The 13,462-nt window shown below is 67.7% G+C and carries 12 protein-coding genes and 2 pseudogenes; 6 read left to right on the top strand and 8 right to left on the bottom strand.

Annotated features, from left to right (window positions below):
• Together ACZ4U1_RS15200 and ACZ4U1_RS15195 are read right to left on the bottom strand one after the other, a co-directional pair.
• A complete protein-coding gene (locus tag ACZ4U1_RS15200) occupies nucleotides 1–201 on the bottom strand; it encodes a lasso RiPP family leader peptide-containing protein (RefSeq protein WP_467903392.1) in 201 nt (66 codons plus the stop codon).
• 369 nt (nucleotides 202–570) lie between these two features.
• A complete protein-coding gene (locus ACZ4U1_RS15195; protein WP_467903390.1) occupies nucleotides 571–1,773 on the bottom strand; it encodes an ROK family transcriptional regulator in 1,203 nt (400 codons plus the stop codon).
• Between the two features lie 522 nt (nucleotides 1,774–2,295).
• Between ACZ4U1_RS15195 and ACZ4U1_RS15190 the strand changes: the two genes are divergently transcribed.
• Both ACZ4U1_RS15190 and ACZ4U1_RS15185 read left to right on the top strand, forming a co-directional pair.
• Entirely contained in the window at nucleotides 2,296–2,448 is a 153-nt protein-coding gene (locus ACZ4U1_RS15190; protein ID WP_467903389.1) for a hypothetical protein, read from the top strand.
• 200 nt (nucleotides 2,449–2,648) lie between these two features.
• Nucleotides 2,649–2,749 (top strand): annotated as a pseudogene (locus ACZ4U1_RS15185) (NAD(P)H-dependent glycerol-3-phosphate dehydrogenase); the annotation flags it as partial.
• A 174-nt stretch (nucleotides 2,750–2,923) separates the two neighbouring features.
• Here ACZ4U1_RS15185 and ACZ4U1_RS15180 read toward each other — a convergent pair.
• From ACZ4U1_RS15180 to ACZ4U1_RS15170, 3 genes and pseudogenes are all read right to left on the bottom strand, one after another.
• Nucleotides 2,924–3,502, bottom strand: coding sequence for a Type-2Aa cytolytic delta-endotoxin (locus tag ACZ4U1_RS15180; protein ID WP_467903388.1), 579 nt, complete (start codon nucleotides 3,500–3,502; stop codon nucleotides 2,924–2,926).
• Between the two features lie 193 nt (nucleotides 3,503–3,695).
• A pseudogene (locus ACZ4U1_RS15175) lies at nucleotides 3,696–3,911 on the bottom strand (hypothetical protein); the annotation flags it as partial.
• A 130-nt stretch (nucleotides 3,912–4,041) separates the two neighbouring features.
• Nucleotides 4,042–4,293, bottom strand: a complete 252-nt coding sequence (locus tag ACZ4U1_RS15170) for a hypothetical protein (RefSeq protein ID WP_467903387.1) — start codon at nucleotides 4,291–4,293, stop codon at nucleotides 4,042–4,044.
• A 1,250-nt stretch (nucleotides 4,294–5,543) separates the two neighbouring features.
• On the opposite strand from ACZ4U1_RS15170, the gene ACZ4U1_RS15165 reads away from it, so the two are divergent.
• Nucleotides 5,544–5,807, top strand: a complete 264-nt coding sequence (locus ACZ4U1_RS15165; RefSeq protein WP_467903386.1) for a hypothetical protein — start codon at nucleotides 5,544–5,546, stop codon at nucleotides 5,805–5,807.
• Between the two features lie 524 nt (nucleotides 5,808–6,331).
• Nucleotides 6,332–7,591, top strand: a complete 1,260-nt coding sequence (locus ACZ4U1_RS15160; RefSeq protein ID WP_467903385.1) for a hypothetical protein — start codon at nucleotides 6,332–6,334, stop codon at nucleotides 7,589–7,591.
• Nucleotides 7,592–8,060: 469 nt separating this feature from the next.
• On the opposite strand, the gene ACZ4U1_RS15155 is transcribed toward ACZ4U1_RS15160, so the two are convergent.
• A complete protein-coding gene (locus tag ACZ4U1_RS15155) occupies nucleotides 8,061–9,359 on the bottom strand; it encodes a helix-turn-helix domain-containing protein (protein ID WP_467903384.1) in 1,299 nt (432 codons plus the stop codon).
• Nucleotides 9,360–9,845: 486 nt separating this feature from the next.
• On the opposite strand from ACZ4U1_RS15155, the gene ACZ4U1_RS15150 reads away from it, so the two are divergent.
• A complete protein-coding gene (locus ACZ4U1_RS15150) occupies nucleotides 9,846–10,520 on the top strand; it encodes a hypothetical protein (protein WP_467903383.1) in 675 nt (224 codons plus the stop codon).
• A gap of 122 nt (nucleotides 10,521–10,642) precedes the next feature.
• On the opposite strand, the gene ACZ4U1_RS15145 is transcribed toward ACZ4U1_RS15150, so the two are convergent.
• Entirely contained in the window at nucleotides 10,643–11,044 is a 402-nt protein-coding gene (locus ACZ4U1_RS15145; RefSeq protein WP_467903382.1) for a nuclear transport factor 2 family protein, read from the bottom strand.
• 127 nt (nucleotides 11,045–11,171) lie between these two features.
• On the bottom strand, nucleotides 11,172–12,143 hold the full coding sequence (locus ACZ4U1_RS15140) for a hypothetical protein (RefSeq protein WP_467903381.1): 972 nt from the start codon (nucleotides 12,141–12,143) through the stop codon (nucleotides 11,172–11,174).
• A gap of 219 nt (nucleotides 12,144–12,362) precedes the next feature.
• Between ACZ4U1_RS15140 and ACZ4U1_RS15135 the strand changes: the two genes are divergently transcribed.
• Nucleotides 12,363–13,457 (top strand): alpha/beta hydrolase, encoded by a 1,095-nt coding sequence (locus tag ACZ4U1_RS15135; protein ID WP_467903379.1) that lies wholly within the window; start codon nucleotides 12,363–12,365, stop codon nucleotides 13,455–13,457.
• Nucleotides 13,458–13,462: the final 5 nt, after the last annotated feature.

Genomic DNA, 13,462 nt, shown 5'->3' with positions numbered 1-13,462 from the left:
CTACCAGTAGTACTGGGCGTTGGCGTCGGCGTTGCCGTTCGGGGAACTGCCCAAGGTCAGCTCGCGGACGTGTCCGAGATCGACGAGGGAGGGGGATACATAGGTAGTGTCCTGGCCCGGGGGTGGTCCGTCCGGAAGCGTTCCGTTTCCGCCATCAGCAGCGCGGTCGGACAGGTGCTTGAACAATTTCTCATAGAACATCGGGCCGCCTCGGGTCAAGGGCACGGCTGCCTCGCCAGGAAGAACAAGGCACAGGAAGTGGCCTTTTTGGCCACAGGTCTACATGAGCGCAGTATGCCATGTGATCTTTTGGCGCAGCAGGGATCCGGCAAGCCGTGGCCGCATTGTCTGACCAGCGCTTTTTTCTTGACCGCTCGGACCGACGAACGGCGCCGGCGCCAGCTGGTTCCCGGTGTGCGGCGCGTCCCCCGTACAGTTCGATAACTCCGACTCAAGCAATTGAAGTCGATATCGCGACCGGTTTGCCGCGTGTCCATGATTTCGAAGAACCAAGCACCGGAGAGGTACCTGACCGGATTCGAACGCCGCGCCGCACCGCCCGCGCCCGGGTCACACGGTGTTCTCCGGGCTTTCCTGACCGCGCAGTCCGAGGACGAGAGCCCCCTGAGCCTCGGCCCTCGTCCGCAACTCACTCAGTTCCAGGACGAAGCCGGAGCTCTCGGCCACTGCGCCGGGGAGGGCGAAGCGGTGCAGCGACTCCTTGCAGCCTTCCAGGAGCAGGTCGCACTCCGTGAGCTGGCCGCCCACGACCACGACGTCGGGGTTGATGAGATTGCACAGTTGGGCGAGGAAGGAACCCAGGGTCCGTCCCGCGTCCTTGATCACGCGCATACAGACGGGGTCATGCTCCCTGGCAGCCCGGATGACGTCCTCCAGGTGCTCGAAGTCCGCGGCGCCAGCCCTGGTGCGGGCCTGCCGCACCCGCTGCACCAGTGCTTCCGCGCCGATCACGGTCTCCAGGCAACCGCGGCCCCCGCACTGGCACATCACACCGTCCGGCTCCAGGGTGAGGTGGCCGATCTCCCCGGCCATTCCGCCGCGTCCGCGAAGCAGGCTGTTGTGGATGATGATTCCGGCTCCGACACCGGTGGACACCTTGACGTAGATCACGGTCTCTGCGTGCTCCCGCTGGCTGTACGTCTGCTCGGCCAGCGCACCGAGGTTCGCGTCGTTGTCGATGAACGCGCGCACGCCCAGCCACTCCCCCAGGTCCCGCGCCGGGCTGTCACCGATCCGCCAGGGATGGAGGACGGGCCGCGTGAACTCGTTCGTGCGCGGATCGATCATCCGAGGCACAGCGATGCCGAGCGAGAAGACATCGGACAGGGTGCAGCCGGTGTCCCTGACCGCCTCCCCGATCAGGTCCTGAACCGCGGGGCGTGCGCGGTTCCAGCCCCGACTCACCCCTTCCGAGTTGACGCGGACCGACACCGTGTCGAATTCCTTGTCGAGCCGGCGTGCGACCACCGTGGCGTGGTTGAAGCCGAGGTGCACCCCCACGCCGACCAACTCGGTGGGTACGAGGCAGACCCTGCCGGCTCGCCCGCCGTCCGTCCGGGCGCTGGTCACCATGCCTTCCTTTTCGAGTTCTCGGACTGCGGTGGACACCGTTGCCTGGGAAAGCAGGGTGCGCCGGGCGATACCGACCTGGGTGTCAGCCTTGATCGCGATGGCCAGCAGTACTTTCCTGCGGTTCTCATTGCGTTTCGGCGATCCGGCTAACCCGTCGAAGAACTCGCGAATGTCAGCCATGACGCCCCCCTTGGCCTTGCCTGCCCCCGCAGGCTGGTCGCTTCTCCCCTCGACCGTAGCAGGTGGATCTTCGAATTGAAGGAGGGGCGACTTCGGTTGACATGACGATCAACGCGGCCGTCCGAAGCTCAGGATCCGGACACAGCGAGCACGCATGACTGGAATTGACCGAAAACGTCATTCGGAGGCCGACAAGCTCACCTAGATGCCCGATAAAGCACACGGCTGGTGCGCACACCGTTCAGCGCCCTGCAATCCGCCGACGAACCGCTGCGTACGTGCGCGTGCCCAGGACGATGAAAGAGGGTCGGCCGTTCGCCGACCACCGTCGCGTGCTCAGGTCCGAGGTGCTGCTCAGGCAAGGGTGACCCACGAGTACCTGGTGAAGGACAACGGCGTCAGCATCAGCTACCAGCGGCGAAGCTCTCTCTGCCCGGAGCCCGGCCCCGCATCCGGGGAGGAACTGGGGACCGGCCCGGGGTGAGTTGGCGGGTCTGCACCGGCGGTTCGAGGTCGTTCCGGGTGCTCAGGCCCAGGCTGGACTGGGACGAGGAGGGCAAGATCCTCACCCATGTCGGCATTCCGGAGATCTCCTCGTTCCACATGACGCTGTCGTACTCGCGCGACCCGGTTCTGCTGCTTCACCGCCAACCAGGACCTGGCGATGTTCTCTGACTGACTCCGGCAGGCGTTCGCGCATTTCGGCGGGGTGCCGATGAACATCGTCGACGACCGGCCGAAGACGGTCGTGTGTCGGCACGTCGCCCCGGGTGAAGCGGTTCCGCCGCATCCGGAGGCGGTCTCCTTCGCCGGGCACTACGACTTCGACATCGACGTGCTGGCCGCCTACCGGCCCCAGGGCAAGGGACCACGTGCTGGCCGGCCTGGGCGACCTCGTCCGCCACCTGCTCCCTCCCCGCTGTCACGCAACCGCACCTTCGGCACCCACCTGGGTAAGGGGCTGAGCGTCGAGGAGCGCTGAACCCCAGCGCCCCGCCGCCCCGGCCGCCCAGGCTGCCCGGAGTCTGCCTTCGCCGCGCAGGTCTAGCGATTTCACGGCCCGGGACGGCGGGCCGTGACTGCTCCTGGGGCCGGACCCAGAACGCACAGGGCGCGGCTATGAAGGAACCGACGGGCGTTGTCTCGAGAATCAGGCCGCGTTCGTGAGCTTTTGGCGCACGACGATCGCGTTGAGCTGCACGGTGAACGGCGCGGTGTCGGTGAGGCCCAGGGTCCCCACGCGATCCTTGCCAAAGCCCACGGTGACGTCGGTGCAGAAGGCAACGGCGTACAGGTACGCGCCGGCTTCCTCGTCCTGGAGAGCGAAGAACAGATCGCGGTAGTAGCTCGTGCGGTCTGGCTGCTCCTCGTAGTAGGCCAGCCCCGGTTCGCCCTCCTGCGCGGCCAGACCGGTGAAGGCATCCACGAGGTCGCGCTCGATGGTGTCCCAGAACGACGCCTGAGCCGCCTCTGACGGGAGCGCCTGGCGCACGGCCTCCTTCAGGGAGAGCACCATGACCAGGATCGGCGCCTCCTCCTGGAGCTTCCAGCCGCGGATCACCTTGACGATGTCGCTGTCAGGCAGCATGGCGGCGGCATCGCGAATGTGCGCGAAGTCGTAATTGACGGTGGCGGGTGCGATGGCCTCCTGGAAGGCGCGCCTGAGGGCCTCCGCCTGGGCATGATGTGCCTCTTCCACCACGGTGACCGTTCTGAAGCAAGCTGCCACTCGTCCTCCTTAAACATTTTGTTGCACTAGTGGGGCGTGTCAGTATGCCGTGGCGATGCGCCAGACCGTTCCACCGGGTCGCGCAAGCGGCGGACCGGTCCAGGCCCGCATTTGGCAGCCTCGGTAGCCGGCCGATGCAGCCTTCCGGGTGCGCACGGCCGGATGAGCAACTCCACAGAGCGACGGCCGCTGCTCAATCCGCAGATTCTGTCGTTGACGCTCCGACGGACGTCCTCAACTGAGGGCTGTCCCGTAGGCGGGCGATGCCGCACATGGCGTGGTGAACCCGGTCGCCGCGCAGCCGGCAGTCGTGAAGGATCTTCCAGGTCTTCATACGGGCGAAGGCGTGCTCGACGCGGGCGCGGACTTGCTTGTGGCTTTTGTTGTGCGCTTGCTTCCAGCCCGGGAGGTCCTCGTCTTTGCTCCGGCAGCGGTGCGGCTGTCACCAGCAGCGCGCCAAGCGGCTTCGGCGGAAGCTCCGTTCGCGATAGAAACACAAGCGAAGGCAGAGGGGCTCTAGGCTCAGGGAGAGGCGAAGATCAGAGCGAATCGTCGGCTCGGCTCCGTGGCACAGCGGTGAGGCATCGGCTCCGGCGAGATAGCTCCTGAGCTGCGAGGGTGTCGGGCTGTGCGATGCGGTCGCGGAAGCCGAGCACCCGATGGCTGACCTGCTTCGCGGCCTGTTCGTCATAGGACGCGAGGCTGCTGTCGGTGAACAGGTGTCTGCCGCCGGGGCAGAGGAACAGTTCGGCATCTGTTGCCGCCTCGACGAGCGCGCGGGCATCGTCCACATCGAACGGGGACGCCCTGTGGGCAGGAACCGCCAAATTCCGAGGCGCCGGGGCGGGTCTGGGCCAGCTTCTGCGCCGGCAGGACGCCGAACGAGAACCCGAGGTGGACGAGCTCCGGCAGGCAGCTCCTCGGCGGCGGCGCCGCGCGCGATCACCGTGCCACACCCGGCGTCCTTGGCGTAGTCGATGCCCTCCTCGAGCTTGTCGAATACCCGCCCCTCGAACAGGTCCGGAACATGGACGATGTGTCCGGCCCGTCGCCGATGCCCGGCAAACGCCCGGACGGCGGCGGTCAGCCCGTGCCCGTGCTGGAAATCCAGCACCTCAGCCATGCCGATGCCCCCTCGTGCCGCGGTGCCCTAGTGGCGCCGGAGCACGAGTACCTCCCCACACACTGACACCTGCGGGCCCCTGACCCGCTAGAACAGCGACGATCCAGTGCGAAACGTCGTCGGTGGTCGTCCTCGGCCACTGTTGAGCGCACTCGGACGGCCGCAGACGACCAGGAATGGACCGCTGCCGCGCTCCCGCGGGGTGCCTGGGGCGGCTAACGTCGCGCCCACTGCCGCAGCTTCCTTATGGCGCGCTCCTTGCGGAGACGGGTTGCCGAGATTTCGCCTGGGCCCGTCATGAAGGCCGTGAGGGGGGTCCATCGCTTACGTCCGTTGCGAGCCGTCCACCTCACCGCGGGGAAGTCCGTGATCTCCAGGACGCGCTGCCGGTCGATTGCGCGCGTGCGCAGGTAGCCACGGACCACCAACCGCGTCTGTTCACATGTCACGCCGAGTCGATATCCCCGCACCGCCAGGACAGCGAACCCGATCACGGCCAGACCAACCGCAAGCCGCGCAACGGCTGTATCGGCTTGCGTCGCGTACGCGATACCGCCAACCGCCGGAACAACCCCGAGGCAGCTGTTGGCCAGACGGTTCAACGTGGTTGGCGATAGCTCCATGAGGTCCCTCGTGTGGTCGCGTCTGCCGGCGCAGCCTACATGGCTCCCTGCCCGGTACCAGTTTGCAGAACGGGGGACGGGACGGGTGCTCCCTGCCTCCGCCACGACGTACCCGCGGTCGGAACTGCTCGAAGTGGCCTACGCTGAACTACTCCTGCACCAGCTGTTTCCATGGACAGGAATGGGAGAACTGCACCTCAGCCGCTGCACAGAGCAGCGCTGAATACGCCCGCCGACGGGGCTCCGACCTGGCGCTTCCTTCTGACGCCGTCAACTTCCCTGGAGGTCCTACGCGATGAACCTCACAGACGCCAAGAGTCAGTTCCAGAGCATTGTGGAGCAGCACCGTGACGGCTTGCCGTTGGATGCCACGGCCCGCGCAGCGGCGCTGGTCGAGCTGACCCATACCTACCAGCTGGCGATGCAGAAGATCGACCGGTTCACCGCTGAACAGCGCGGGCGGCGGCCTGGCTTCCTGCCGAGGAATACGCGGAACGGGCTGGTCGGCAAGCTCGACAGGCTCTATTCGTCTGCCAAAGCGGAGCTGGGGCTCGACTGACGCGTCTCGGCTGCCAGGGTGCGGCCGCACTGACACGACCACCCAGCGCAACTGCGGCTGCAGTATCAACCGATCCGACTTCGCTGTCACAGGACAGCGGCTGCGGGAGCAAGACGTCCCGGCAGCCGGGCAGCAGGCCCCTGCTGCGTAGGACCTTTACACGATTGCGGCCCCAGGAGCAACAGAACGCCTGGTTCGAAGTGCTCAACATCGAAGATCGCCTCATCACCGATGCCTGGCCCCTTCAGAGAGACATGGCAGGCCGTCGGCTGTCGACGCCGCCTGCGTCCGTGACCCCAAGACTCTCCGCATGGATGTTGAGGTCGTACTCGCCGACCCGCCTCTCCTCGAAACGTGCCGAGGCGTAGACACGGGTTTCACGGAGCCGCTGGACAGCAGCACGTGGCACGGCTTCCGCCAACTCGATCAGTGAGCTGGGCGTGTTCGACCACAACGGCCGTTCCGTGGGAGCCGACCGATATCGCCTGGCGGTTCGGGGTCGGAGTCGGGCAGGGTTGCGGGTGATGAGCGATGAGTACGAGATGACATACGCGCACCCCGACTGCGTAGAGGGTCTGCTGCAACGGGGGCGTGGTCTGGGCGCGGTACGAGCGCTCCAAGCTCCCCAGCAAGCTGCTGTGTTCGTGTACGACGGGATCCACCGTGACTGGCGATGGGACGGGACCGACGATCGGGCTCTGTACCTGGCGCGGCTGGTCCAGGACTTGGAATTGTCTCCAACGCCGGTCGTGCACCAGCTGGCGGGGGACGAGGAGTCCTGCATGCGGGCCTGTGACGTCCTTGAGCTGCTGGCCCTCGCCGGATCGGAGGAAGCCCGGGAGGGGCTTCGCGCGTATATCCGGGAAGGGAAGCACTGGGTTCCTGTACTGGAGTCGGTATCCGCTGGCTGGCCGCCCGAGTGGTGGGAAGACCTCGGCGACGTCGCACGCGCTCGGATCGGCGCAGAAGCGGAGCTTCCGTGGTGCTCCGAGCCGTGGGCGCGGTTCGGGATCGAAGTCCAGAGCCGCCCGCCCGTTCCGAGCCCGTCACTGGCCGGGCTCCGAACGGAGGAGCTGGTCGCCCTCCTCGTCGACGTCTGCACAGACGACGCCATGAAATTCCACGCATTGCGTGTGCTGAGCAACCGAGAGCCTACTGAGGAACTGATCCCGCTTGTCCCCTCCTTGGGTACTGCGGATGGCCGTCGGCCCTTGCCCTCGCTCAGGCGGGCCGTCGAGCGCCTCGGAGCCGCCGCCGTACCGGCGGCGCAGGGCTGGGCGCAGGACGAACGCCCCTGGCTGGCTCAGCTGGGGGCGGAAGTCCTGGCCGACCATCCCGGTCCCGAGGCATTGCCGGGACTCGTGGAAGAACTCGCGCGGCAATGGGCGGCGCGGATCTGGTGCGGTCCCGACCGGACAGCACGCCGCCTGGCCCGGTTCGGGCCCGACGCTGCCGACGCGGTGCCCTACCTGCGGCGCTTCTGGCTGCGCACCCCGCACTCGTACGAACGGACCGCGTACCTGGAGGCGCTCGCCGCAATCGACCGGGACGGTCTGGACTACGTGTACACCGAGTCGCTCTGGGACTGCGAGGAGAGGGCGCGGCTGCTGGCGATCGCCTCGGCTCCTGCCGAACCGGAGGTCCTGGGACGGATTGCAGTATTGCGCGACGACCCGATGGAGACGCCCGAGGTGCGCGCTGCGGCCCGAGCACGGCTGGTGGCCCCTTTCCGGTCGGAAGAGCTCTGCCAGGGCGGTGAACACATCGCGGGCCCGCTCCAGTGAGGCCGGCCAGTCCCAGGTCAGGTTTCTCGGTGGTCCGTAACCCCCGGTCATCGCCGGCAATGGGTTCCTCGCCGTAGACCATGTCGGCTGGGAATGCCGGGCGTTGAAGGAGGAACGCGAGCAGGTGCCATGTCTTGTGCGGGGTGACGTGCGGCGCGCACCGGCCGGTGCGGGCCCGCTTCCGTCCCGTGCGTCCTGAGGTGTGTCAACAGCGGTGACGGCCAGCCGGCGCGCACACTCCGGGCGCGTATCGTTGCGCTCGCCCTGCTCCACCGTGCGGCAAGGTTTGCGCACTTGCAGGTATGGCGTGCAGAGGACTGGTGGCCCAGCGCGGCTCGTTCCGGCCGACTTCTTCCGTAGGGTTTCTCCGCTGTGCCGCGCGCCCGTAGGGCCGGTGACGTACCTCTTCGGACATGGGGATCCCTCACCGGCGGTGGAGTGCGGCAGGTGTGTGGGCGCGACGGGCGGGCTACAGGGTGATCGGCAGTGAGATCACCGGCTGGGAGAGGGCCTGCGGGATGCAGGCGGGGGCGGTGTGACCCGCCTGGGCGCAGGTCAGGGTGAGGAGTTGGAGGTAAGCGAGGGCGACCGGCCGTCCGGGGAGCTTGCCGGTTGCCTGTTCGAAGCGTTGGAGTGTGGCGGGTTTGATGCCGAGGTGGCCGGCGGCGTCGTGGAGGTCGAGTCCTGCGGCTTCGCGGGCCTCCCGGAGGGTTACGGCGTTGTCGTGCCAGACCTGCGGCGCGCTCTGGGTGGTGTCCCGGGCGACGGCTGCGCGGGCCGTGGCGAGGGCGGCCTGGATCCGGTCGGTACGGGCGCCGAGCAGGAACCTGGCGAGCCGGGCAGCGTCGGCCTCGCGGTCAACGCCCTCGCTCCAGGGTCGGGAGGCTTCTTCGTAGACGCGGCCCCGGGCCGTGGCGCAGTCCTCGCGCTCTTCGGGGCCGACGCCGTAGGCACCGTGTCGGTCGCTGGTACAGGCCAGGGTGCTGTCCTTCGCCAGGTCCCTGTCCCGGCCCCACGCGTCGCCGGATGCGATGCCGGCGATGACGTCCTGGACGTGCCGGCGCTCCTGTGGGGTAAGAACGCTTGCGAGGGCTTCGGCGGCGGCCTGGGCTTCGGGCCGGCCGGCGGGCTCGAAGCTGCCGCCCCAAGCATGGGAGGCTCGTGCTCCCTCCGCCTTCTGGAACTCCACGCCGATGGCTTCGAAGGTGTGGGGGCTCCAGGCATGCATCATCAAGAGGATCTCCCGCACTGCCTCCTCCAGGACGGCAGGCGACGTCTCGTCTCCGGCCCGTCGGTCGCGCCGTGATCCGGTGCGGGCCAGCCAGTCGGTGAACGTCTGCGGGCGTGGGGGGCCGGGAAGATCCGTGTTGCTGAACCATCGTGCTGCGCGCACCACGCAGGCGTGTGCGTGCTGGATGACGGCGTACCAGCCGAACAGGGCTTCCCGGTAGTCATCGACGTGCCGGTGTACGGAGAAGGCGCCGGTCTGCGTGCGGCAGTGCTGCGGGCACTGCGCCGCATGCACCCGGTAGAGGGCGGCTCGGGTCTCGGGGAACGTCAGCAGGGCCGCCCGCAGGTGTTCGTACTTGGGGCCGAGGTTGCGGCGCTTCTCGAGTCCGTGGTCGAGGAAGGAGGAGAAGCGGGGTTCCTCGCGCCAGCGGGCAGACACCCTGCGTGTAAAGGCGTCGTCCTGCCACACACCGGTCGCGATGACCTCCCGCAGAGAGGAAGCCACGTCACGGCGCAGGGCCGCACCCAGTGTGATCAAGACCGGCAGGCACTGAGGATCGTCACCCAGCGCGGACATCATCAGACCGACGTCGTCGTGACGGTGAAGATGACCCTGGAACACGAACGCCCCCCTTGATGCAGCAGACCCCGGCTGCCTGCGCACCATGGCACGCAGGCAATACCCCATCTTGCACGACGGCTACGACATCCCGTCCGTACTCCGGCGGACAAGGTCACCGAAGCGGCGCTTGCGCGCAAAAGCGCGGCCATCCCTAGGACTGCATTGTCCGCAGGTCACTTGAGCGCGTATGCCATCAAGGGCGGTATGCGCTCGTACGCGGCCACTGTGGGTGATCCGGCCTAGTGCCTCACAACTGCGCTGAACGGCCGCCGTGCGGGCAATCCCCGCCGCGGCCACTGTGAAGGCCTGCGGCGTCTATGCATTGATGGTGAACGGGTGCTAACCCATTGGCGACCAGCGTGTCTCCAGGACGTTGACTCGGCCGGGCTGTATCAGCGAGTCATGTCCACTGCTCAGAATGATTCACCGCAAGATCCGCTCGTCCTGGCGTTGCAGGAGGGGCTCTACTTTGACGGCTTGCGCGAGGACGGGAGGATCGTCATCACCGTTGTGCCCGCCGCCTGGGACGCAATCTGCAAGATGTTCGAGGCACGACAACGGCACTTGCCGGTCCCAGAGGCTGCCATCGAACAATTGCGAATCTGGCAAAGCCACGTGTGCGGAGCACAACGCTACAGCGGCAGTCGAGAGCGATGCACCGTCTTGGTTGACGTCCCCTACACACGCTGTCCCCAGCATCAAGCGATCGGCAGACTCCACCCTCAGGCCAACCAACTCGTAGAAGATCTTTCGTCGCGGGCAAAAGCCCTGTTCAACTGGTTCATCGCCACGGAACCGGCCTTCTCCGGATGGAACCACACGCGCACCCGGCACCTGGTTCAGCGTATGGGCGTCTCAGCAACGACGGTCAACCGCGCCCTGCGTGAGCTGGACGCAGCACACCTTGCATGGCGTGGTGGGGATTACCAACAGCTCGTGATCCATCCGACCATCGCCTACTTCGGCGGTTACGAGAAGCACCGAGAAGCGATCGAAAGCGTGCGTCTCGACCGGCGGGCGGCCTTCAGGCATCTGGAACCGCCCGAGGAGGAAGACGAAGCCGAGCAGGCGGCATGAAACAGGGCCGGCCGCGATCACTGGAGTCGCCGGGGGCCGTCGGCTCGGGCTCCCGGCACCAGATATTGCCGCTTCGGCCGTTGGGAACGGAGCGGGCCGCACGGCGGGTAACTCCTGGAGGACTACCTAACCTCTCGACTTGGCCGAACGCGGGCTCCGGCCGGGTTGGTGTCCTCGCCGAGGTAGGTGCCGTATCCCTCGACGACCAGCGGGCCGTCGAAGATCAGCACTTCGTTGACCAAACCGCCTTTTTGGTTGCGGTAGTTGATGACCAGGCAGTCCATGCCGACGTAGGTGCCCAGTACCTCGAACCGCAGGTCGGGGATCCGCCGGAGGCCCTCCGCCCAGTAGGCGCGCAGTGCGTCCTTGCCCCGGATGACGCCGTCACCACCGAGCAGTTGCGCGGCCACTGGGGACCGGAACGAAACGTCCTCGGCGTAATGCGACAGCACGGACTCCAGTTGGTGTGCGTTCCATGCCGTCACCCAGGAGTCGACGAACTGCCGCGCGGTCCCGTGATCCATGGCCGCATTGTGCCCCAGACCGGCGCGGCACACCCAGCCCACGCCGGTTCCTCGGAGCGGTGCGCACCGGCGTGTGCGGGCTCGCGGCGAGCCCACCTTGAGGACCGGAGACTGGGTGCCGGCGTCCTCAGAGCCAGCCCCGTCGTGCCGCCTGGACCCCCGCCTGGAAACGGGTCGTGGCGCCCAGTCCGGCCAGCAGGGCGGAGACGCGGCGGACGACGGTGCGGCGCCCCACCCCCAGGTGCCTGGCGATCGCGTCGTCGGTGGCGCCGCTGGCCATGAGGGAGAGGATCTGGCGGTCCCGGGCGTCGATCTGCGTACCTATGCCCGCCGCCGACACGGGGACGGCCAGTCGCCACAGCGACTCGAAGACGTTGGACAGCGCCTGGAGCAGGCTGGACGGGCGGATCACGAGGGAGAGGACGCCGGGGCGTTCGTCGGCGGCGAGGGTGACGACCGCCAGGTCGTCGTCGCGCAGGCTCAGCTTCAGGGGCGGATCGTCCAGGGTCCGGGCCTGTTCCCCGGCCTCGATCATCCGGGCCATGTTGGGCCACGCGATGGGATCGTCGAACGCGGAGCCGTGGTAGATGGCGCGATAGGTGACACCGGCGGCCATGCGTTCGCGCTGCAGGGCTTCCTGCGCGAGGTAGAAGTCGGGCGTGCCGGAGTACGGTGGCACGTCGATGGTCCGGAGCTGGTGGCGCGCCGTCTGCTGGAGCTGCCGGCTGATCGCCAGGACACGCGCGAGGTCCTCGACGACCTCCAGCGCGCCGTAGTGAGCGCTGTCCCGCCTGGCGGAACGGTAGAGCCGCTCCAGTTCCGCACCGGTTCGACACAGCGCCGTCCGTAACGCGTCATCGCGCCGCAGCAGCGCCTCGACGACCTGCGTGGGCGGCACCGCTTCCCAGACGGCCCCGGCACTACCGGGGGCCGTCGTCACGACGCCGTCCTCGGCGGCGAGTTCGTCCAGCACCGCCCGGACGGCGGCCTCAGCCAGTCCGGTACGGGCCGCCAACTCACCGGCGGACTGCTGCGGATGGCGGACCAGGGACTGGTAGACCCGGCCGCGGTCGGAGTCCGGGTCCAGCACGTCGTGCACGACTACCCCCTCGCCTCACGGAGCAACGGACCAGGTCCGCGCAGCCGTCCACCTTTCAGTCCTCGGAGCCTACTGGGTGGTCGGCGCAGTCGCGCCAGTGGCGCAACTGCGCCAGACCGTACCTATGGCGTCACGCACGGGTGGTGCGATGTGATTCCGCGTGACCGGCCGACCTCCGTCCCATGGCGTCCATGGCGACCATTCCCCCTAGGACAACTGATGAGATCAGCTCTGCCCGCTCGGTTGAAGCGAGTGAAGGCGGCGGGCGTGGCCGCGGTGGCGACCGTCCTCCTCCTGGGCGCGTCGTCCGCGCCCGCCGTGGCCTCGGCCCCGCGTCCTCCGGAGATGAACGACGGCTTCGGCCTCACGCAGACCGGAGACCCCGTCGGCTCCGCCAGCAACTTCGTCATCACGGTGACCACGCCCGAGGTCGAAGGCGAGCACCGCATCCGCATCCTGCTGCCCGACGACTACGCCGAACATCCCGACAAGCGCTACCCGGTGCTGTACTTCCTGCACGGCGCGTCCGACGACCCCGGCAACCCGAACGTGGCGTACCCCGCCCTCACCGCGGCGCGGTCGATGATCACGGTCATACCGGACGGGGGCAGAAGGGGCTGGTACACCAACTGGCTCGACCAGAGCACCGCCGCCGGCGCGCAGAACTGGGAGAACTTCCACATCAACCAGGTGATCCCGTTCGTCGACGCCAATCTCCGCACCGACGCCACCAGGAAGGCGCGGGCCGTCGCCGGCCTCTCGATGGGCGGTTTCGGCTCCCTGCACTACGCCCAGAGACATCCCGACCTGTTCGGTCAGGTCGCCACGCTGTCCGGCGCCAACGAACTCTCGGTTCGCCACGCCGTCATGCGCGCGGCCGTCGTCGCCACGCTCACGAACGTCGGCGCCCCGCTGTGCGGAAGTTCGAACCCTACGTGCAGTCTCGACTTCGGTCCCACGGTGTCCAGCGACGCGATCTTCGGCACGCCCTACCCGGTCTTCGGGGCGGACTGGCGCTGGGACGAGGCTGACCCGGTCTCGCACATGGACGTCCTGGCCCGGGCCGGAACAGGCGTCACTATCTACACCGGGAACGGTGACGGCAACCCCGCCGAACCGGAGTTCTGGGTCCAGTCGGCGTCCCAGCACGCCAAGGAACGGCTCGACGCGCTCGGATACCCCGTGCACTACGTGGACTACGGAGACGGATCCGGCTGGGGCGACAACTGCGCCGGCGGTCACACCAGCGGCTGCTGGGCCCAGGACCTCGTCGACTTCGTCCCACGTCTTGAGGCGGCATTCGCGTCCGCCTGACCCCC

It is taken from the genome of Streptomyces sp. NPDC028928 (assembly GCF_055564915.1).
This window is presented reverse-complemented; position numbering and strand designations above follow the sequence as displayed.